The 18,402-nt window shown below is 52.3% G+C and carries 19 protein-coding genes; 17 read left to right on the top strand and 2 right to left on the bottom strand.

The genetic code is table 11. From position 1 onward, the window contains the following. Positions 1 to 99: 99 nt before the first annotated feature. Entirely contained in the window at positions 100 to 465 is a 366-nt protein-coding gene (locus tag MKX76_RS18350; protein WP_007131017.1) for a YrhK family protein, read from the top strand. A 271-nt stretch (positions 466 to 736) separates the two neighbouring features. On the opposite strand, the gene MKX76_RS18345 is transcribed toward MKX76_RS18350, so the two are convergent. After that, a complete protein-coding gene (locus tag MKX76_RS18345) occupies positions 737 to 1,363 on the bottom strand; it encodes a hypothetical protein (protein WP_007131018.1) in 627 nt (208 codons plus the stop codon). Positions 1,364 to 1,682: 319 nt separating this feature from the next. Here MKX76_RS18345 and MKX76_RS18340 point away from each other — a divergent pair, with 319 nt between their 5' ends. The 3 genes from MKX76_RS18340 to MKX76_RS18330 are packed head-to-tail and all read left to right on the top strand — an operon-like array spanning position 1,683 to position 3,640. Beyond that, positions 1,683 to 1,973, top strand: coding sequence for a YerC/YecD family TrpR-related protein (locus tag MKX76_RS18340; RefSeq protein ID WP_028406870.1), 291 nt, complete (start codon positions 1,683 to 1,685; stop codon positions 1,971 to 1,973). Between the two features lie 2 nt (positions 1,974 to 1,975). Then, entirely contained in the window at positions 1,976 to 2,740 is a 765-nt protein-coding gene (locus MKX76_RS18335; protein WP_028406871.1) for a sirohydrochlorin chelatase, read from the top strand. An 18-nt stretch (positions 2,741 to 2,758) separates the two neighbouring features. Then, a complete protein-coding gene (locus MKX76_RS18330) occupies positions 2,759 to 3,640 on the top strand; it encodes a diacylglycerol kinase (RefSeq protein ID WP_007131021.1) in 882 nt (293 codons plus the stop codon). Between the two features lie 170 nt (positions 3,641 to 3,810). Here the strand turns inward: MKX76_RS18330 and MKX76_RS18325 are convergent, their stop codons facing one another. Beyond that, positions 3,811 to 4,005, bottom strand: a complete 195-nt coding sequence (locus tag MKX76_RS18325; RefSeq protein WP_028406872.1) for a hypothetical protein — start codon at positions 4,003 to 4,005, stop codon at positions 3,811 to 3,813. A gap of 120 nt (positions 4,006 to 4,125) precedes the next feature. Here MKX76_RS18325 and rlmD point away from each other — a divergent pair, with 120 nt between their 5' ends. The 13 genes from rlmD to MKX76_RS18260 all read left to right on the top strand — a co-directional run bounded on the left by rlmD (position 4,126) and on the right by MKX76_RS18260 (position 18,400). Next, a complete protein-coding gene (gene rlmD, locus MKX76_RS18320; protein ID WP_341034388.1) occupies positions 4,126 to 5,766 on the top strand; it encodes a 23S rRNA (uracil(1939)-C(5))-methyltransferase RlmD in 1,641 nt (546 codons plus the stop codon). A gap of 268 nt (positions 5,767 to 6,034) precedes the next feature. Beyond that, positions 6,035 to 6,862 (top strand): ParA family protein, encoded by an 828-nt coding sequence (locus MKX76_RS18315; protein WP_341034387.1) that lies wholly within the window; start codon positions 6,035 to 6,037, stop codon positions 6,860 to 6,862. Further along, the gene (locus MKX76_RS18310; RefSeq protein WP_341034386.1) at positions 6,810 to 7,754 is read left to right on the top strand and encodes a ParB/RepB/Spo0J family partition protein; all 945 of its coding nucleotides are present in this window, start codon (positions 6,810 to 6,812) and stop codon (positions 7,752 to 7,754) included. The genes MKX76_RS18315 and MKX76_RS18310 overlap by 53 nt, the downstream gene beginning before the upstream one ends. A 284-nt stretch (positions 7,755 to 8,038) precedes the next feature. Next, complete coding sequence (locus MKX76_RS18305) at positions 8,039 to 9,130, top strand: SAF domain-containing protein (protein WP_341034385.1); 1,092 nt, start codon at positions 8,039 to 8,041, stop codon at positions 9,128 to 9,130. 9 nt (positions 9,131 to 9,139) lie between these two features. Then, positions 9,140 to 9,862, top strand: coding sequence for a hypothetical protein (locus MKX76_RS18300; protein WP_341034384.1), 723 nt, complete (start codon positions 9,140 to 9,142; stop codon positions 9,860 to 9,862). A gap of 144 nt (positions 9,863 to 10,006) precedes the next feature. Continuing rightward, positions 10,007 to 10,750 (top strand): hypothetical protein, encoded by a 744-nt coding sequence (locus tag MKX76_RS18295; protein WP_341034383.1) that lies wholly within the window; start codon positions 10,007 to 10,009, stop codon positions 10,748 to 10,750. Then, positions 10,747 to 12,615 (top strand): pilus assembly protein CpaF, encoded by a 1,869-nt coding sequence (locus MKX76_RS18290; RefSeq protein ID WP_283927142.1) that lies wholly within the window; start codon positions 10,747 to 10,749, stop codon positions 12,613 to 12,615. The genes MKX76_RS18295 and MKX76_RS18290 overlap by 4 nt, the downstream gene beginning before the upstream one ends. Further along, on the top strand, positions 12,605 to 14,668 hold the full coding sequence (locus MKX76_RS18285) for a hypothetical protein (RefSeq protein ID WP_341034381.1): 2,064 nt from the start codon (positions 12,605 to 12,607) through the stop codon (positions 14,666 to 14,668). The genes MKX76_RS18290 and MKX76_RS18285 overlap by 11 nt, the downstream gene beginning before the upstream one ends. A 72-nt stretch (positions 14,669 to 14,740) precedes the next feature. Continuing rightward, entirely contained in the window at positions 14,741 to 15,220 is a 480-nt protein-coding gene (locus MKX76_RS18280) for a hypothetical protein (protein ID WP_054819771.1), read from the top strand. Between the two features lie 94 nt (positions 15,221 to 15,314). Continuing rightward, on the top strand, positions 15,315 to 15,683 hold the full coding sequence (locus MKX76_RS18275) for a hypothetical protein (RefSeq protein WP_341035056.1): 369 nt from the start codon (positions 15,315 to 15,317) through the stop codon (positions 15,681 to 15,683). 10 nt (positions 15,684 to 15,693) lie between these two features. Further along, positions 15,694 to 16,242, top strand: coding sequence for a hypothetical protein (locus MKX76_RS18270; RefSeq protein WP_055109602.1), 549 nt, complete (start codon positions 15,694 to 15,696; stop codon positions 16,240 to 16,242). Continuing rightward, entirely contained in the window at positions 16,229 to 17,206 is a 978-nt protein-coding gene (locus tag MKX76_RS18265; protein WP_293654454.1) for a hypothetical protein, read from the top strand. Before MKX76_RS18270 ends, MKX76_RS18265 begins: the two co-directional genes overlap by 14 nt. 87 nt (positions 17,207 to 17,293) lie before the next feature. Next, the gene (locus MKX76_RS18260) at positions 17,294 to 18,400 is read left to right on the top strand and encodes a copper amine oxidase N-terminal domain-containing protein (RefSeq protein WP_283927145.1); all 1,107 of its coding nucleotides are present in this window, start codon (positions 17,294 to 17,296) and stop codon (positions 18,398 to 18,400) included. Positions 18,401 to 18,402: the final 2 nt, after the last annotated feature.

Below are 18,402 nucleotides of genomic sequence, written 5' to 3'. Positions count from 1 at the left end.
CGTCTGAGACTAAGTTCCAGCGCACACATCTTCGGAGCTTGGCTGCCGGGGTTTATGGATGGTCCATCACGGGTAAGGCTTCCTGAGGAGGGAGTTACGATGGTACCCGGTCTGAATCGACAAGGCAAACACCATAGAAAACGACACCTGAACCTGTCCGTACGTACCGGAAGGCTGCGCCGGCTGCTCCGACTGTCGCGGGCGCGAAAGCGCCGGCTAACCGTCACCAGCCGTTTCGAGGCAGGGATGATGCTTAGCGAGCTGCTGACCGGACTGCTGTTTATTACTGGCAGCATCTTAATGTTCTACCCGGGGACAAAACGTATCTCCACCGTGCTGTACCTGCTCGGAAGCATTATGATGCTGCTGCGGTCGGGCATTCGAGGCTCTTATTGGTTCCGGTTAAAATCGCTCGAGCATTCAGCCGATCAGGAGAGCAGCTCCGATCAGGATTGGTCGCGTTGAACAGCGTAAGCGACATACGGTAAAAAGCTCACGCCATTGAAGCATCTTTCAAGCCATGCCCTGATGTCCACGTTAGACGGGAATGCTCTACCCGGCGCAAAAATATGCTCCAGCCCTGAGCTTTCAGGGCTGGAGCTGTTGTTCATGGAGCGGTCATGTACTGCCGCCTAACCTGACTATATCCGGGTAAGCCGACGGTGCCCTGCGCGCCCTAAAAATGCAAGGGCTCTGCGGGGGGATTGCATCGCCCTCGCCTCGGGGCGCCTTTCGGCTACCGCCGGCGTCTGCGTTTGCTGGAGCCGGACGACTTGCGCGAGCCGGTCCGGCGTTTGCCGCCTCCGGATGAACGTCGTCTTGGCGGCGTATACTCGTAATTGCCGCCGGAGTCGGCGTAATCAGCCGATGGCGGATTGTTTTTCTTCTTGAACGCTCCTGCCAGCAGGGACACCATCGGCGCGAGCTGCTGGAAGCCCTGCATGACCTTTTGAACCTTGCCGAGATTGTTGACGATGCCGTCAATGCCTCCCATCCGGTCGATAATGTTTTTCAGATCGCCCATGTTCTTCAGACCCAGGCCTCCGAGGAGGCCTCCTAATCCTCCGCTTCCGCTGCTGCCTCCTCCGCCGAGAAGGCCGCCGAGGCCGCCGTTCGAATTGTCGGACGGCGCGAACGACGAAGCAGTAGCTTCCGTGCCGGGTACCGGCGCTAAGGCCGGAACCGAATCGGTGTATGGATATAAAGCGGATGGATTAGCATCTGGATACTCGCTGTAGGAATTCAGGCCGGGATACGGTGACGATTCCTGGGGAAGTGATTCGTTCAGCGAGCGGTAAGTACTGCGATGGGAAGGACGTTGGGAAGAAGGTCGACGGTGATAATAGTGGGAATGACCAGTCATCATATCACTTTCCTTTGTAAGTTAAGATACTATACTGTATGTTCCGGGCGGGCGATGGGTTTAGGCTATTGTCCCGATTTTCGGGATAGGAGCGGAATCGGGCGGATGCCTACGGGAATGATGTGAGGGGACAGCTGCGGATTATGAGGGAATATATGAGATCTAGGTTTAATTCATCTCGTTTAGGTTCATACCAAAGATTATAATGTATGGTCGTCCTGTAGTGCGTGAAATCGTTAATGCTTGAAAAGACTGTACCCGCTCGGGTACAATGGGAGTGCGAGTGTTATACACAGTAACAATAGGGGATGATAATTCAGTGCAGCTGAAGAAACTTAATGATAAGAGCATTGATCAATTATTTGAGGCTATATTAACCTTGAAGAACGTGGAAGAATGCTATGTATTTTTCGACGATCTCTGCACCGTTAACGAAATCCAGTCCTTGTCCCAACGGCTCGAGGTGGCTCGGATGCTGGGCAAGGGATGCACATACAACCAGATTGAAGCAGAAACGGGAGCCAGCACCGCGACGATCTCGCGGGTGAAGCGTTGTTTGAATTATGGCAATGATGGGTATAAAATGACTTTGGAGCGTCTCGGGCGTTAATGATGGCACAGCCGGGCGTGCTCGTGATCAGTCATGGCTCCAGAGAGCAAGGATGGGTGTCGCTTGTGGACGAAGCCGTCGGCAAGCTGGCAGCCCGCATGGATATGCCGGTCGTAGCTTCATACTTGGAATTGGTAGAGGGCCGTCTGATTCAGGACGGCATTACGGCTTTGGAGGACCAGGGTGTTACGGACATTGTGGTCATTCCTCTATTTGTGTCATCAGGCAGCACACATGTCGACGAAATAGCTTATGCTATAGGAGCGAAGGCGGTTCCGGAGCTGGAAACGGATCTTGAGCCGTTCCGGGTCCGCGCCGCCGTTCATTTCGGCACGCCGATGGACGATCATCCGGACATCGCCGCCATGGTGTGGGATAAGGTAAGCGAGCTGTCCGTTCAGCCCGAGAAGGAGGTCATCCTTCTCGTGGGACACGGCAGCAGGCATGATGGATTTCGCCGCCGCTGGGAGGAAGGCATGTCCCGGCTTGCCGGGCGCGTTGGCGCCTTAAGCGGCACAAGCGTCGATTATGCCCTGCTGAGCCCCGGGAATGTCCGGGAGAAAGCATTGCAATGGAAGGAGCGCGGCTGCGAGGTGATCGCGGCTCCGCTTTTTTTAAGTGAGGGGTATTTTACAGAGAAGGTCATTCCGGACAGGATTCAGGGGCTCTCGTGCCGCTATTCCGGCAAAACCCTGCTTCCGCATCCGCTGCTGTCGCACTGGATGGAGTCCCAGGCCCATCTGATGATACAATCCTTGAAATCATGAGTAGGTGGCGTATCGTTAATGAGAAATGCAAGATTAATTTATAACCCGACCTCAGGGCGGGAGGAAATGAAGCGAAGATTAGCTGATATTTTGCACCGTCTGGATAGCGCGGGCATTGAAACCTCCTGCCATGCAACAACCGGGGAGGGGGATGCGACCCGTGAAGCGGCTGATGCCGTGGAGCGGGGGTACGATCTTGTGATTGCGGCCGGCGGCGACGGCACGCTTAATGAAGTGATCAACGGGATGGCGGGAAGGGATAACCTGCCGCCGCTTGGTATTTTTCCGCTGGGGACAACGAATGATTTCGCCCGTGCGCTCGGCATCTCGAGGAACTGGGAGGAGTACTGCGACCTGGTGATCCGGGGCGAGACCCGCCCGATCGATGTCGGCAAGGCGAATGACCGCTACTTCATTAATATCGCCGGGGGCGGTACGCTGACGGAGCTTACGTATGAGGTGCCTAGCAAGCTGAAGACGATGATCGGGCAGCTGGCGTATTATTTGAAGGGGATCGAGAAAATGGTCAGCCTTACGCCGCAGGAGCTCATCATCCAAGCCAGCGGGCAGGAGATCATTCATGACGAGTTCATGGTGTTCCTCATTGCCAACAGCAACTCGGTCGGCGGCTTCGACAAGCTCGCACCTGGCGCCAGCATCGATGACGGACTGTTCGACGTCATTGCCCTGCGCAAGTGCAACCTGGCGGAGTTCGTGCGTGTAGCCACGCTCGCGCTGCGCGGCGAGCATGTGAATGACAAGAAGGTGTTGCATTTCCGCACCGACTACATGGAGGTTACGTCACCGGGACAGGTGCAGCTGAACCTGGACGGCGAGTTTGGCGGCATGCTGCCGGGCACGTTCCGGATTTTGCCGCAGCATCTGCGGATTTTTGCTTGATGCCGGTAGGTAGTGGTGCAGGGTGGGCTTTAAGGAGCCTGGTTAAGGACTGGCGGGACGGTAGACGTTAAATGAATGAAAGCAAGAGATGGCGAGACATTTGTCGTTGAGTGAATGGCGTAAGCGGCGCATGATGTTCGTGCCCGGGTCTGTGCGGTCTTGTGCGGATGCTAGCCGGATGCTTTAGCCGATTCAGCGCATCCGTCTCCCGGCTCTTGTAAGTAAATGATTGGATTTTGCAGGCGATGCCGATTGAATATGGAAGGAAGCTCCCGTATAATGATGGACGGAGCTTTCGCAGGCAAGCTCCCTTGGGGGAGCTTTTTGTTGTATCCGGGAAGAAGCTGCTCGTTCGGCAATCTCATGGGTCTCCCCCATGGGAGATATTATGGATGCCGGGCGATATGGGAATAGATGAAGAAGACGAGTAACCGTACGTATAGATCGATATAGAAGCTAAAGCGGAAAGAAGTGAATGTCACATCATGAACAAGAAGCGCAGCAGGCGCGATTCGCGCCGCAGCAGCAAGCCGGCCGGAGCCTCGGCGGCCATCGCCGATCTGCCGGTGGCGAAGAATGACGAGGTTATCCTCGAGATTATCGGGATGACCCATGACGGCGAGGGCGTCGGTCGCGTCGAAGGATTTACGCTGTTCGTGCAGGGAGCCTTGCCGGGCGAGAAGGTCCGGGCGAAGGTGCTCAAGACGAAGAAGCAGTACGGATATGCCAAGCTGCTGGAGCTTGTCGAGCGCAGCCAGCACCGCATTGCTCCGCCTTGCCCGATCTATGACCAGTGCGGCGGCTGCCAGCTGCAGCATATGGATTACACCGCACAGCTGGAATGGAAGCGGCAGCTTGTGATCGACAATCTGGAGCGGATCGGGAAGCTGCGGGTGGTGCGCGAGGGGAGCGGAGTTGAAGGAGCTTCCCCAGCAGCGGGTGGCATGAGTGGACAGGCAGATGCTGCGTCTGCTGGTCAAAATTCGTCGGATCGCGAAGCTCAAGTCAGCGCCGACAAAAACAACAGAACCGGACTACATCAAGAGCCGGGCGACGGTATCATCAGCACCGGACTACATGATGAACCGGGCGCAGACATCATCGTGCGTCCGACGCTCGGCATGAACGAGCCTTGGCGCTACCGCAACAAATCCCAGGTGCCGATCGGCGTGACTGAAGGCGGGCTCATCGGCGGCTTTTACGCCCGCGGCAGCCACCGGATCGTCGATATGGAGACCTGCCTGATCCAGCATGAACAGAACGACGAAGTGGTGCGCCGCGTTAAGGCCATCGGCCGCCGGCTCGGCATTACCGCTTACGATGAAGAGAGCGGACAAGGCCTCCTGCGCCATGTCGTGGTGAAGATCGGCTTTGCCACCGGCGAAATGATGATCGTGCTCGTCACGAACGGCGAGCGCATCCCGCGCATGAACGAGTGGATCACGGCGATCCGCGAGGAGCTGCCGGCCGTGGTTAGCGTTTGCCAGAATATCAACACACGCAAGACGAACGTGATATTCGGAGATGTGACCCGCGTCCTGTGGGGACGTGAAGTCATCCATGACTATATCGGCGACGTGAAATTTGCCATTTCCGCACGCTCGTTCTACCAGGTCAACCCGGCTCAGACCGAAGTGTTGTACGGGAAGACGGTGGAGTATGCGGGGTTAACCGGGGAGGAAACCGTCATCGACGCTTATTGCGGCATCGGGACGATCTCCCTGTTCTTGGCCCAGCATGCCAAGAAGGTGTACGGCGTCGAGATCGTGAAGGAAGCGATCGAGGATGCGCGCGCGAACGCGGAGCTCAACGGCATGGCGCACGTCGAGTTCGAGGTCGGCGCCTCCGAGGACGTCATCCCGCGCTGGAAAGAGCAGGGCATCGAGGCAGACGTTATCGTCGTCGACCCGCCGCGCAAGGGCTGCGACCCGCGTCTCTTGGAGACGATTCTTCAGATGAAGCCGGAGCGGGTTGTTTATGTAAGCTGTAACCCGAGCACGCTAGCAAGGGATCTGCGGGTGCTGGAGGATGGCGGATACCGGACGGTAGAGGTTACACCGGTGGATATGTTCCCGCATACGGTGCATGTGGAGTGCGTAATAGGAATATGTCGAGACGATACGTAGAAGTGCTGAATTATCAGTATTCTGCAAAGTATGCTTCGTTTACGACTAATGGAAAGGACTACAGGAATAAGGTGTTAAACGATAAAATCGAGGTTTCTATTGTTCTCGACTTGGAATGGATAGATACACCTAGTGATTTTTAATTGAAAACAAGAATATCCAAGAGAGCGTCCTTATCGGGGCGTTCTCTTTTTATATAGATATTTCTTCAAAGAGCCGGCTGTCCCTCTCAGGCAGCCGGCATTTTTCATGAAAGGAGGAACAGCGAATGACGAAGGTGATTGCTCTTGCCAATCAGAAAGGCGGTGTCGGCAAAACGACTACGGCTGTTAATTTGGGTATTGGCTTGGCGACTGAAGGTAAAAAGGTTCTTCTAGTGGATGCGGATGCACAAGGCAATTTGACAGATGCGTTGGGTTACCGCGAACCGGATAATTTGTCAATTTCTTTGGCTACACTGCTCGTTAAAAATATGTTGGAAGAATCGTATCCGCCCCAAAAAGGCATTTTGCACCATCCCGAAGGGATTGACCTAATGCCCGGTAACATCGAATTGTCTGCTGTTGAAGTCTCGCTTGTCAATACAATGAGCAGGGAAACGATCTTGCGCTCCTATATAGACAAGGTGAAAAAGGACTATGATTATGTCCTTATTGACTGTATGCCCAGCTTGGGCATGTTGACCATCAATGCACTGGCGGCCGCTGATAGCGTCATCATTCCGGTTCAGGCGCATTATTTACCGGCGAAAGGAATGACGCAGCTTTTGCAAACCATTTCCCGCGTTCGCCGCCAAATCAACCCGAAGCTACTGGTAGATGGCGTGCTGCTGACGATGGTAGACAACCGGACCAACTTTGCCAAGGATATTTCCTTTGTTCTTCGGCGTGATTATGGAGACAAGCTGCGTGTGTTTCAATCGGAAATTCCGCTTTCCATCCGTGCGGCGGAAGCGAGCGCCAAGGGGAAGAGCATTTATAATCATGATCCGAGCGGCCAAGTAGCCCAAGCATATACGTCTTTTACAAAGGAGGTGCAGGGTATTGGCAAGGCAAGACGACAGACGCGCCAGTATCAAGCTGACCACAGTCGATGATTTATTTTCGACCGATGAGAGCCGCGCCGATGCACAGAGGGAAAAAGTGATGGACATCCCGTTGTCCGAGATCAGCGATTTCCCCGATCATCCATTCAAAGTAAAGGCGGATGAAGCGATGCTGGAAATGGCGGACAGCGTAAAACAATACGGCGTATTGGTTCCTGGACTAGTACGTCCGAAGGCAAATGGCGGGTATGAGATGGTCGCCGGACATCGGCGGAAAAAGGCGAGCGAGCTGGCGGGTATGGAAACGATGCCTTGCATTGTCCGTGAACTGGACGACGATCAAGCGACCATTATTATGGTGGACAGCAACCTGCAACGGGAACATATCGCTCCTAGCGAGAAGGCGTTTGCTTATAAGATGAAGCTGGAGGCGATGAATCGTCAGGGGCAACGTACTGACTTAACTTGTTCCCAAGTTGGGAACAAGTTTGAAGGAAAGAAATCTAGCGAGATATTAGCAGAACAAATGGGAGAAAGCAAAAATCAAATATTTAGATACATTCGCTTGACTCATTTGATCCCTTCCATTCTTGAAATGGTAGATGAAAAACGGATCGCGTTTAATCCGGCTGTCGAGTTGTCTTACTTGGCCGAAAAAGAGCAGCAAGACCTTTATGAAACGATACAGTCCGAAGACTGTACGCCTTCTTTGTCACAAGCGCTACGTATGAAGAAACTGAGTCAGGGCGGACGGCTCAATATGGATGTTATCTTCTCGATTTTGACGGAGGAAAAGCCCAATCAGAGGGAAAAAATGCACATTCAGCGGGAGCGCATTGATCGCTTTTTTCCTAAAGATTTTACTGAAAAACAAAAGGAGGACCTTATTGTCCAATTGCTTGAAAGCTGGCATCGCAAGCGGCAACGCGAACATGAACGATAATCTTAAGCAACATGAACAAAAATAGCCATTCCTTACTCTCCATTGCGAGGGAGTTTTTTTGTGCCTACGAGGAGGTGACTGAGATGCTCTTTACGGAAGGTAAATGGCGAAAATACGAACGGTTAATGAAAGAAAGGCCCGGCTTCGACCGTAGAGAACCGGAGGATGAATCGGAACGTTCCAACACAGCTAAAGGGGAACGGAGAAAACGAAGGCGAGACAAGCGGAAAAGCAATAAGAACGAAGGAAGCTGAAATTCATTGGTATAGAAAGGAGTCGTGAGCATGTCTTGGACCTATCGTCATCGCAAGATGCTGGTGATCGCTGCCATTTTGATCGGAATTCTTTTGCTCGTGTCGGCTGCCATTTTTCACTTGATGAGACAAGCTGAACAACAGCAGGAACATCAGGAAGTGATCGCCCATTATGAGAGGCAAATAGAACAGTTAACAGCGACTAAAGAAGAATCGCTGCAAACGGTATGGACCGTGGCTCGAACCATTCCGGCCGGTGACCAGATCGAACCGGAAGACGTCACGGCGATGACCCTGCCGACCGCATTGGTTTCGCCCGAGATGATCGCTAAGGAAGAAGAGGCGGTCGGTAAACACGCCAAAGTTGAACTTCGCCCGGGAATGCCGCTTCTTGCTTCTGTGCTGTATGAAGGCAACCCGATTGCAAAGGATGTGCGGACACAAGAGTTTCAAATTATCCAGCTTCCGTCGCATCTGGAAAAAGCACAGTATATCGATGTGAGGATCAACTTCCCGACTGGCGAAGATTTCGTTGTGCTTGCCAAAAAGCAGGTGCTTGATCGCGAGGGAACCGTCATTTGGCTGGAGATGAATGAAACCGACCTGCTGCTCACATCAAGTGCGATCATCGATGCCTATTTGCAAGGCGCAAGATTATACGCAGTGCCCTATATCGAACCGGGACTGCAAGAGGCAGCGACGGCGACTTATCCGGCCAATCCGATGGTGTTGGATTTATTGGAGCAAAACCCGAACCTGGTTGAGCAGGTTTCTACTGAGCTGGCTCGTCAGCAACGCGAAAGGTTGGAAAGCAACTTAAATGAAATGAGTGAAGCGGACAAAATGCGGGTGATGTACGGAAATGTCACCGTTCAGCAACAACTCATGAATGAACGGGCCGCAACACAGCAAAGCAATGCTGCTCAGCAAATGCCACAGCCCCCTAGTTTCCCGGAGCAGGATGACCAAAAGTCGGTGCAAGTAGAAGATGAACAGCCGCCTTCTTCCCTTCCGGTCGTGGTAGAAGAAGAAGCACCCGAAGCGACGTTGCCCGAACCACCGCCTGCGTTCGAGCCAGAATCAGAAACGGACCCGGATTATTCAGAAATCTTCAATCAATAAGGAGGAATCATGAAAAAGATTGTATTTTTAGGAGCGCCAGACAAAAGTCATGTGCTGTTATTACTTGGCAAACTCCTGGCCGCGATGGATTACAAGGTGCTAGTGGTGGACTCTACCCTAGCGCAAACGACACAGGGATATTTGCCGCAGGAAGAATTTCGTGCTCCGCTCTATGAGTTTGAAGGCATAGACGTGGCCTGTGGTTTTATATTGTATTCGCAGGTGGAACGATACTTGTATCAGAAAGCAAATGGCATGGATTACGATGTGATGCTGCTGGACACCGACCATACCGAAATGGTCAAAGGGCGGGAGTTACCCCATTACGACAAGCGGATCTGGTGCAGCAATTTCAACCGATTGACCATGCAGCGAAATGTCGAATTGATGCAGCGGTTATGCTTGCATGAAGCACAGAATCAACCGGTATCGTTTTACAAGATGATGCTATCCGTTGTTCCTCTGACTGTCACCGAGGCGTATCTCGATTCCGCCTTTGCTCAGCAGACCATTCGCTGGGAGGAAGCGGTTTTTCGTTTTCCGCTGGATGAGCATGATGTATCCGTCGAGCTGGAAAACCAGCATCATGGCCGCATCGATGTGAAGGGACTATCGGGAACGTATCGTCGCACGATATGGGAGATGGCACAACAGTTGTTTGAGTGGGACGACAAAACCGTTCGCAGGGCATGGAAGCGACTTCGCCAAGAACGCGCTGCCTTCCGTCGCTAATCAAGCTGATCAAAATGATTGAGAAAAGGAGGGGACACGGTGACGGGACATACAATCGTGTTTTGGAGTCCGGTATCGGGAACCGGGACAACGAGCAATCTGGCAGCGACTGCCTCGGTCATGGGACTGGAGTATTCGGCACATATGTTGCTGCTGGGTCATTGTGAAAGTCACGATATCGCCTTGAAGCAATGCTTTTATCAAACGCATGCCTCTCGGGAGATGGACATGGATGTCTCAGTCAATATGGGGGTAGATGCGTTATTGCGACTGCTGCAAAACCGAAAATTGCACCCCAACATGATTCGGGATTACACGCTGCCTTTGTTAAAGGACAGGCTCGACTTGCTGCCGGGTTCAAGCAAGCCGGATGATCGTTTTATTGACATGGCCACGCCTTGGATGGAATCGCTGCTAAGCATGGCGAAACGGATGTATGATCTTGTGTTTGTGGATGGCGGCAGCGGAAATTCATCGGAATGGACCAACGGTTTACTGCGGCTGGCGGATGTGCTGGTGGTGTGCCTCCCGCAAAATCGGTTGGCTGTCCATCGTTTTTTTCGGATGGATGAACTTCAAGCGATGCTCGCAACTAAAAAGCATGTGCTCGTATTCGGAAAATATGATCGGTACTCATCTTTGACCCATAAAAATTTGTTGCGTCCTTATGGACGGCGTTTACAAACATGTTCGGTCAGTTACAATACACGGTGGTTGGATGATGGACAAAACGGGCAGGCGATTTCTTACATGTATCGCAATCGGCAAGTGCCGCGGGAACATGAAAACTATCTGTTCATGCGAGACGTGCGAGCGTTGGCACTTGCGTTGATTGAACAAACGGGCTTGCACAATGCCTTTTTCGGCGGGAAGGAGACCACGATATGATGGGCGTGTTACATGGTCTGTTGATCGGAGGCATTGTCTTAATAGGCGTATTGTTCCTGTATTTGCGCATGAGCCGAACCTTGCCGGAACGCCAGCAGGAATCGCCGGTGTACACGTTGAAGGCGATGGAAGAATACGTCAAAAGAGCACTGCATGACGTGATAAGCGCCAATCTGACGGATTACGGTCTATCAGAAGAAGAGTACCGGCGACGGAAAAACAAGCGGGCCGAGATGAAAAAAGCGCTGCGCGGATGCACGTCTGGTGATCTGCGTGACAAAATGTATGTCAAGCAATATATAACCGATTTGCTTGCACAGCACTATACGTTGGATCATGAACATCTGAACCGGTTGATCCCGTTTGATTGCCCTGAATCGTTGTCGCATCAGGATCGGTTTGACATCTTGCTTCATGTATACAAAAAACGTCACGGCTATCATGCGCTTAGTGAACTCATACGCCGCTATGATCTGGATCGGCCCAAGCCGGATGCCCATGAAGAACAGGAGCTGTCTTACCGTATTACGTCTGAGGAGATCGGCGAGATTTATGAACAAGAGGACGTCCAGCTATCGGAAGAGGATAAACTGCAAATCGTGGTGCAGCGCATTTACCAGCACTACAAAGGCTTTAGTGTCGTGGACGAACTGCGCGATATGCGCATTGACGGCGTGTCCGGCGGAGTTTCCGGTTTGCCGCCTTCCGTATGGGAAGAAACATGGGATTGGGAAGGGGATGTTCAACTCGGCGAAGTGCCGCGCGCGCATGACAGTGTGTGGGTTTTTTATGAGGGGAAATCCATCCACCTTAGTTTCCTCTCCTTTGGATCGGAACTGGAACTGCGGCGCGTATGCCAAAACATCTACAAGCATAATTTTCCCGGCCAGTTGTCCGAAACGACCGGATACAAGGTGAATGAAATGGCCGACGGTTCTCGTGTCGTGGTGCTGCGCCCCCGATTTGCCGAGTCGTGGGCTTTTTTTGTGCGCAAATTTGATGTGCAAAATGCCACTTTAGAACAGCTGATTCGCGATGAACATGCGGAACTGCCGATTGCTCTGATTCGCTATCTTGTGATGGGAGAGCGCATTACGGCGATAACCGGCGCGCAAGGCAGCGGGAAAACGACGCTGCTTATGGCCATGGTGCGTCATATATCCGCCCTGCTCCCGATTCGCGTTCAAGAGATGAGCTTTGAACTGCAACTGCGCAAAATTTATCCGAATCGTAATATTCTCAGCCTTCGGGAAACTGAAACGATCTCCGGTCAGGCCGGGCTGGATATACAGAAAAAAACGGACGGCTCGGTCAACATTTTGGGTGAGGTGGCGACCGACCCGGTAGCGGCCTGGATGATCCAAATGGCGCAAGTGGCTTCACTTTTTACGTTGTTTACCCACCACGCCAAAACGTTTCGCGATTTGGTGTTGTCCTTGCGCAATTCATTGCTCAAAACCGGCGTGTTTACCAATGAACAGGTGGCAGAACAGCAAGTGGTCAGCGTCATCAACTTTGATATTCACTTAAAACGGGATGCGGACGGTCGCCGCTATATCGAGCGCATCACGGAATGCGTACCGCTTGCACAGGAAATGCCTTACCGGACAGACTTTCGCGAGAAAAAGACGCTGGATGAGAAGATGGATGCGTTTATGGAGACGGTGACGGACTACTTCCATCGCTCCACGGATCGGAAACTGTATGAAGCGCGAAATGTCATTGAATATCGGGACGGCCGTTATGTTGCGGTTCATCCGTTGTCCGAACAAAGCCGCAAAGATATTACAGAGCGGCTTGCCGGTCCGGACCAGGCAGCTTTCGAGGCGTTTTTGTGTAATTGGGGGGATGGCGATGAATCTTGAGTGGCTTTCCCTGCTGCTTGGCGGAGCGACGCTGTTGTTTCTTGGGGCGGTCTTAGCGTTTCAATTTTTGTCCCGCTATGGGGAAGCCGGGGCAGCACGAAAGTATGAAGCCTTGCGCCAACCTGCCAAAACGAGCAACAAGCAGGCATTGCACAACGGCATGCAACAACTCTATACCCTCTGCTCTCGTGTACCGCTCTTGCGTACCTACTTACACTTCATTCGTCGTCGTTTGGTCATTCTCCACCTGGGCGATGAGTGGAAGCTGCGTCTGGAGACGATGCGGACGGCGCTTTGGCTCTGGGGCATGTTGCTTGCAGCGGCTGTGCCGATCACGCTTTGGGTGCGCGATGTATTTACACTTGTCATGCTGATGATTGGCGGTTGGGTTTGCCACGGCATGTTAACAGACGTATTCGTACAACGGTTGGAAATGCGATTGTTGCGTCAGCTACGCCAGTTTTTCGGGGATGTCCGTCATCATTATCACCGACACGGAATGGTAGAAGAAGCGATTTACGAAGCGACGGATGAAGCGCCGTATGAAATGACTTTGCACGGCCAGGAAATCGTTGAAGTGTTGACCGACAGCCACGCGGAAGAACGACTGGAACAATACTTGGAAACGGCTCCGAACCGTTATTTGAAAGGTTTGGCCGGATTGTCGTATCTGGTGAAGGAATACGGAGACAAACAAACGGATAGCGGATCATTGTATTTGAAGGCATTGGGAAAATTGGCCGGTGAATTGAACTTTGAATTGTTGCGCCGGGAACGCCTTGGTTTTTTGCTGCATGGGCTGTCCGTTATTGCCCTGCTTCCGCTCTTGTTTACCCGTCCGATTGAAGCATGGGCCAGCTATTATTTTTCGGCGATGGACGCCTTTTACAGCAGTGTGATGGGTTGGAGCATAAAGCTCGCCTTGATGGGGGTCGTTTGGCTCTCCTATGTTCTGCTTCGTCATATTCAGAGCTTGGAGACCTCGCCGAAAATCACCAACCGAAAGAGATGGGAGAAATGGGCGCACGGCCGGGGCTGGATGCGTTGGCTCGTTCACCGATTGGGTCCTGCTCCTGGCTCAAGGGAAGCGGAACGGATGGTGAAGCTACTGAAAGAAACGGCTTCTCCTCTACGGTTGGAATGGTTTTATGTCCAGCGAATCGTGGCGGGAAGCATGGCTTTTCTTGCAGCAATGGGACTATTCATAGCTTTGCCTTATGCGGATCGGCATCAAGTGCTATATGCGCCGGTGTATGCCAATACGTTGTTTGGTCAAGCGACGCCTGAGGAGCAGGAAAGAGCGCTGGAAGCAGCCGCGCTGGATCGGAGAATCATCGAACAAGTAAAGGGGGTGAGGCCTACAGAGGAGTCGCTCTTGGAGCTGTTGCGAAAGGAGACTGGAGGAGAACGTTCGGATGAAGCGCTTCGCGCGGATACACAGCGCATTATGGGCAAGTTGGAGAAACTCGACAGGCAATACGTCAAATGGTGGCAAGCACTATTGACCGTTTTGGCGGGCTGGGTCGGCTACTGGGCGCCGGTCGGCATTCGCCTGTTTCAGCGCAAAATGCGGCAAATGGAAATGAAGCATGAAGTGGATCAATTGCAGGCGGTCATTGCGATGCTGGCCGATATGGATCGCATGTCGGTAGAGCATTTGCTAATCTGGATGGAGCAGTTCGCCCGCGTGTTCGAAGAGCCGCTGCAAACATGCCTGCTCCATTTTGATCAAGGCGCTGAACAGGCGCTGGAGCAGCTCAAGGAGGATGCGCCTTTTCAGCCATTCGTGCGCATGGTGGAAAAGCTGGAACTGGCGGCAAGCACGCTGCCGATTCGAAAAGCGTTTGATGATTTGGAGTCCGAGTACGTGTATGCACAGGAAGAACGCAAGCAGGAGTACGAACGATTGATTGAGCACAAGGCGAGATGGGGCAGAATGATCGGGTTCACACCAATGATGGCGCTTATTTTCGGTTATCTGGTCATTCCGCTTATTGTTGTCAGCTTGAACCAAATGTCGGTGTACTACGAGCAATTGCAACGCATTCAATAATTCAACTTTAGTGGTGCTTTCCATGTTGGAAAGGACCGTTTTTTATTTCTACATTTAAAGGAGAGATCGACCATGTCCAATGCACAAAAGGCGCTGGTAATGGCGGCGGGCATTTTCCTCGCAATTGCGCTCATTACCCTCGCCGTCGTGTTGTTTATTTCCGCGCAAGATTCAACAAAAGCAGCTCAAAGCAATTTTAGCAATATCCAAACGGAATTATCGCAGACGGCCTTTACAGTGTACGACAACACGACACTTTCGGGCAGTCAAGTCGTCAATGCACTGCGCAAGTTTTCGGATCAGGAACAGTTTGGCATCCAAATAATCACCGGGAAAAACCCGACCGGGCAGTGGTATGGCAAAGTCATCAACATTGGCGTTCCGATGGACAGCATTACGTATGGATCGGTCGTTGGCGATGCGCCTGGACGTCTGGAGCATACCGTCGATGAAGCCAATGTGAACTATGTTAATCCAAGCGGAAAGTTTCAGGCGAAATTGGTGCTGGATCGCAGCAACGTCATTCGCGGGATCGTGTTCCGCCAACAATAAGGCACGAAAACGAAATGAAGCCAAGGGGGGGGCCGTCTAGCTGGCGCCCCCTTTTGCTGAAAGGAGGAAGCCATTGGATTACGCGACGCGAACGATGTTGGAGGTGAGTGCATCCTGTCTCCTGTTTTTGATCGCCGTGGTTAACGGGCTATGGCTGTTTCAAAACGGCGCGACGCTTGCCGATACGGCCTATCTCGCCGGTATGACGCAGGACCGGACCATCCGGCAAACGTTGTCTCCCTTGTCCGGTGATGGCAGGATGTCGGGAACCGAAGTGTTTCAGGCCATCGCGCGGTTGGAAGAAGGAGATGCGGAAATCGTGGTGGATGGCGTCCGATACGCATCACCGGTGAACCGGGAGCAATGGTTTTCAGACAGAATCCAACTCCATGGCCGATACAGCGTCTTGCACGAACGTGACACGGACGGGCGGCTGTTGCGCCTGGTAGTCGTCACACGTTGAGGAGAATGCCATGAACAGTTATATCAAGGTGTTTGCGATACTGCTTGCCGTACTGCTGCTTTACATCTACCCGATTTACACAGCGTTCCAGCAGCAGGATGATATTTCAGAATTAGTCGTCCTGCGGGCGACAACGGCGTTTGTGGATGCGGTACGTGACAAAGGATATATTTCACCGACCATGTATACCGATTTCAGACAAACTATTGAGGCGACGGGCCTTGATTTCGATGTGCAGATGGAACATGAAAGCAAGAAATATGTGCCGGTATATGACGATCCGACCAGGCCAGAAACGTTCCAGGGTACGTATGAAGTGCATTACGATGCGTTTTACAACGCTCAGATCTTGCCGGTGCTGTTTCCCGGTAGCTCTGCCCCCAGAGACGACCCGTCAAGAAGGTACAAACTGCGGGTGGGCGATACGTTCACCGTCACGGTCAAAAATGTGAGCCGTACGCCCGGCACGGTCTTGTTTGATTTTCTGAACAGCACCGTCAGCCCGAACGATAAAATATTCATTCCTTATGGCGGGGTGGTACGCAATGAAGTGGATTGAATGGGCTGTCGTTGGTGTGCTGATCTTTTTCCCGTTTGCCACAATCAATCAGATTGACGTAGAACTGATGCGTCAAACGATGCTGCTCGAACTGCGTTATGACGCTGCCATGGATGCAGCGGTGGATGCGGCGGCACAAGCACTCATCATCAATGCAGATCAGCAGCATGAGTCACGCTACGAGTCGGTCAAGCGAGTGGCGGTCAACACGGAGGAAGCGCTCACGGCGTTTTACCGGACGTTGTACACCAATTTCGGCATATCCGGCGATCCGGTTGCGCAACGGGTTTTGAACCGTTACATTCCGGTGATTGTTGTCATTGGATACGATGGGTTTTATGTTTATGCCGAGGATGAATGGACAGATCGTAACGGCCAAACGGTCATGGCACCGGCTTGGGGAACCAAACGGCCGTATGCGTATACCGATTCAAGCGGCAACAGCTATTCCTTTACGTTGGATGAACAAGTGCTGGTGTATGCTGCGGCAACTCGCAGTTGGCATGAGGGTTTTCGTAGGGACATTCAGGCGGAGGCCAACATTCCGTTGTTACGAGATGCGGCGTTATTTCATGAAGTGCGGCTCAGCACCATCGTGGGCGCAATACAGGATGAGCTGTCCTATCGGATCAACAAGCATAACGAGGTCGCCCTGCGAAATGGTCTTTCCTATACGTTTACACTGCCGTCCATCCCGCTAGAGGAATGGCACAACACGATTGCCGATGTAGGCGTTGTGGCTTTTATGCAGGGAATTCCGATGGGACGCAAGGAATATAACAACTACGCACTGGGCGGCAGCCGCGTAATGAAGCAAACGGAGATTGTAGGAGCGATGAAAGACAATATGAAAGTATATTATCGCAGAAGCTGTCCGTACTCCTATCCGATAGAAGAAACGTTCGCAAGCGAAAAAACGGCGGCGCAACAGGGATATATGCCGCTTTCTTGTTCCTCTTTCTAAGGGTGGACAGTCTGACTCATGCACATTATGCTAGTAGTAACAGTACAACCAGTCCAGTCAGGATTACTTGAATAAGAGGTGAAATGAGTGAAGAAATGGTTTATGGCCATGACGATTGCCGTCCTGGTTATCAGCTTGTTCGGGGCTACGGCAAGTGCTGCCAGTCTTCCTCCTACGTTTGTAAGCGTGGTGCTGGACGGCAAGAAAATATGGTTTCCCGATGCCCAAGCTTATGTTGATGAGAACCAGCGGACATTAGTGCCGGTTCGCTTTGTCGCAGAGTCGCTCGGTGCCAAGGTTGGCTGGGAAGCTCAGAGCCAATCGGTGCCGATTGAACGGGACGGCCAGCAGATTCGACTTCAAATCGGTTCAAATATTGCGCTTGTCAATGGACAAGAGGTCGCTTTAGATACGCAAGTGGTAACCAAGGACGGCCGGACGTATGTGCCGTTGCGCTTTGTCAGCGAGGTGCTGGGCGCAGAGGTGGAATGGGACGGCAGTACGTCAACGGTGACAATTCACACGAAGGACATCTCTGAGAGCGACACGGATAAATGGGGGCGCTTGCTCCGCACGACGGATCTTCCGAAAAATGCGGCGGACTATCCCTACATTTTGGCCGATGTTCCCAATGAGATGTACGAGATGGCGTACCCCCACTCCCGTCCTTCAGAAAGCAAAGTGTCTTCCGAACTGTACGCGTCCATCCCCGAATACAACAAGCAGAACGTGGACATCTGGATGGGACACTTAAAAACGTTTGGCGCTTTGTTGTTAAATGTAGATTACCGCACGATTGATGATACGTGGGCGCAGGCCATGTTTGCAACGAAGATGCAAAACTCCAATGCGGAATTGAGATACATTCGTGAATATGTGGATTGGGTGAAAGAAAATCAAATTCATATTATGGGCTACCTGGAACCGGAGCCATCCATGATTTTTTATGACGGGTTTGGAGCGGATTATATTCGCGTCAAGTTTCGGGTTCAATTCCTCTCGTTTAAACATCATGAACGGTTGATTTATGATAACTGGTTTCCGCAGGAAGCAGATTTTGAGAAGAATGTGTGGTATGAAGGGTACGCCGACATCAAAATGGTCACCAATGTCGGCGGCAATTGGGGAAGCACGTTGAAAGTCTCGCCAACGGCCAGCTTGTTTTTCAACCACACGATTTCAAAGGTGGAATGATC

This window comes from Paenibacillus sp. FSL R5-0810, from assembly GCF_038002285.1.
Classification (GTDB): Bacteria; Bacillota; Bacilli; order Paenibacillales; family Paenibacillaceae; genus Paenibacillus_AQ; species Paenibacillus_AQ lactis.
Note: the sequence above shows the minus strand (reverse complement) of the source record. Positions and strands in the feature narration are given on the sequence as shown.

What these genes read in the sequence shown, in the direction of transcription:
- MKX76_RS18275 (WP_341035056.1), top strand. Translation starts at nt 15,315, where the DNA reads ATGTTGGAGGTGAGTGCATCCTGTCTCCTGTTTTTGATCGCCGTGGTT.
- rlmD (WP_341034388.1), top strand. Translation starts at nt 4,126, where the DNA reads ATGAACAAGAAGCGCAGCAGGCGCGATTCGCGCCGCAGCAGCAAGCCG.
- MKX76_RS18280 (WP_054819771.1), top strand. Translation starts at nt 14,741, where the DNA reads ATGTCCAATGCACAAAAGGCGCTGGTAATGGCGGCGGGCATTTTCCTC.
- MKX76_RS18295 (WP_341034383.1), top strand. Translation starts at nt 10,007, where the DNA reads ATGTTGCTGCTGGGTCATTGTGAAAGTCACGATATCGCCTTGAAGCAA.
- MKX76_RS18325 (WP_028406872.1), bottom strand. Translation starts at nt 4,005, where the DNA reads ATGAGATTGCCGAACGAGCAGCTTCTTCCCGGATACAACAAAAAGCTC.
- MKX76_RS18300 (WP_341034384.1), top strand. Translation starts at nt 9,140, where the DNA reads ATGAAAAAGATTGTATTTTTAGGAGCGCCAGACAAAAGTCATGTGCTG.
- MKX76_RS18290 (WP_283927142.1), top strand. Translation starts at nt 10,747, where the DNA reads ATGATGGGCGTGTTACATGGTCTGTTGATCGGAGGCATTGTCTTAATA.
- MKX76_RS18350 (WP_007131017.1), top strand. Translation starts at nt 100, where the DNA reads ATGGTACCCGGTCTGAATCGACAAGGCAAACACCATAGAAAACGACAC.
- MKX76_RS18335 (WP_028406871.1), top strand. Translation starts at nt 1,976, where the DNA reads ATGGCACAGCCGGGCGTGCTCGTGATCAGTCATGGCTCCAGAGAGCAA.
- MKX76_RS18345 (WP_007131018.1), bottom strand. Translation starts at nt 1,363, where the DNA reads ATGACTGGTCATTCCCACTATTATCACCGTCGACCTTCTTCCCAACGT.
- MKX76_RS18270 (WP_055109602.1), top strand. Translation starts at nt 15,694, where the DNA reads ATGAACAGTTATATCAAGGTGTTTGCGATACTGCTTGCCGTACTGCTG.
- MKX76_RS18315 (WP_341034387.1), top strand. Translation starts at nt 6,035, where the DNA reads ATGACGAAGGTGATTGCTCTTGCCAATCAGAAAGGCGGTGTCGGCAAA.
- MKX76_RS18265 (WP_293654454.1), top strand. Translation starts at nt 16,229, where the DNA reads ATGAAGTGGATTGAATGGGCTGTCGTTGGTGTGCTGATCTTTTTCCCG.
- MKX76_RS18285 (WP_341034381.1), top strand. Translation starts at nt 12,605, where the DNA reads ATGAATCTTGAGTGGCTTTCCCTGCTGCTTGGCGGAGCGACGCTGTTG.
- MKX76_RS18305 (WP_341034385.1), top strand. Translation starts at nt 8,039, where the DNA reads ATGTCTTGGACCTATCGTCATCGCAAGATGCTGGTGATCGCTGCCATT.
- MKX76_RS18330 (WP_007131021.1), top strand. Translation starts at nt 2,759, where the DNA reads ATGAGAAATGCAAGATTAATTTATAACCCGACCTCAGGGCGGGAGGAA.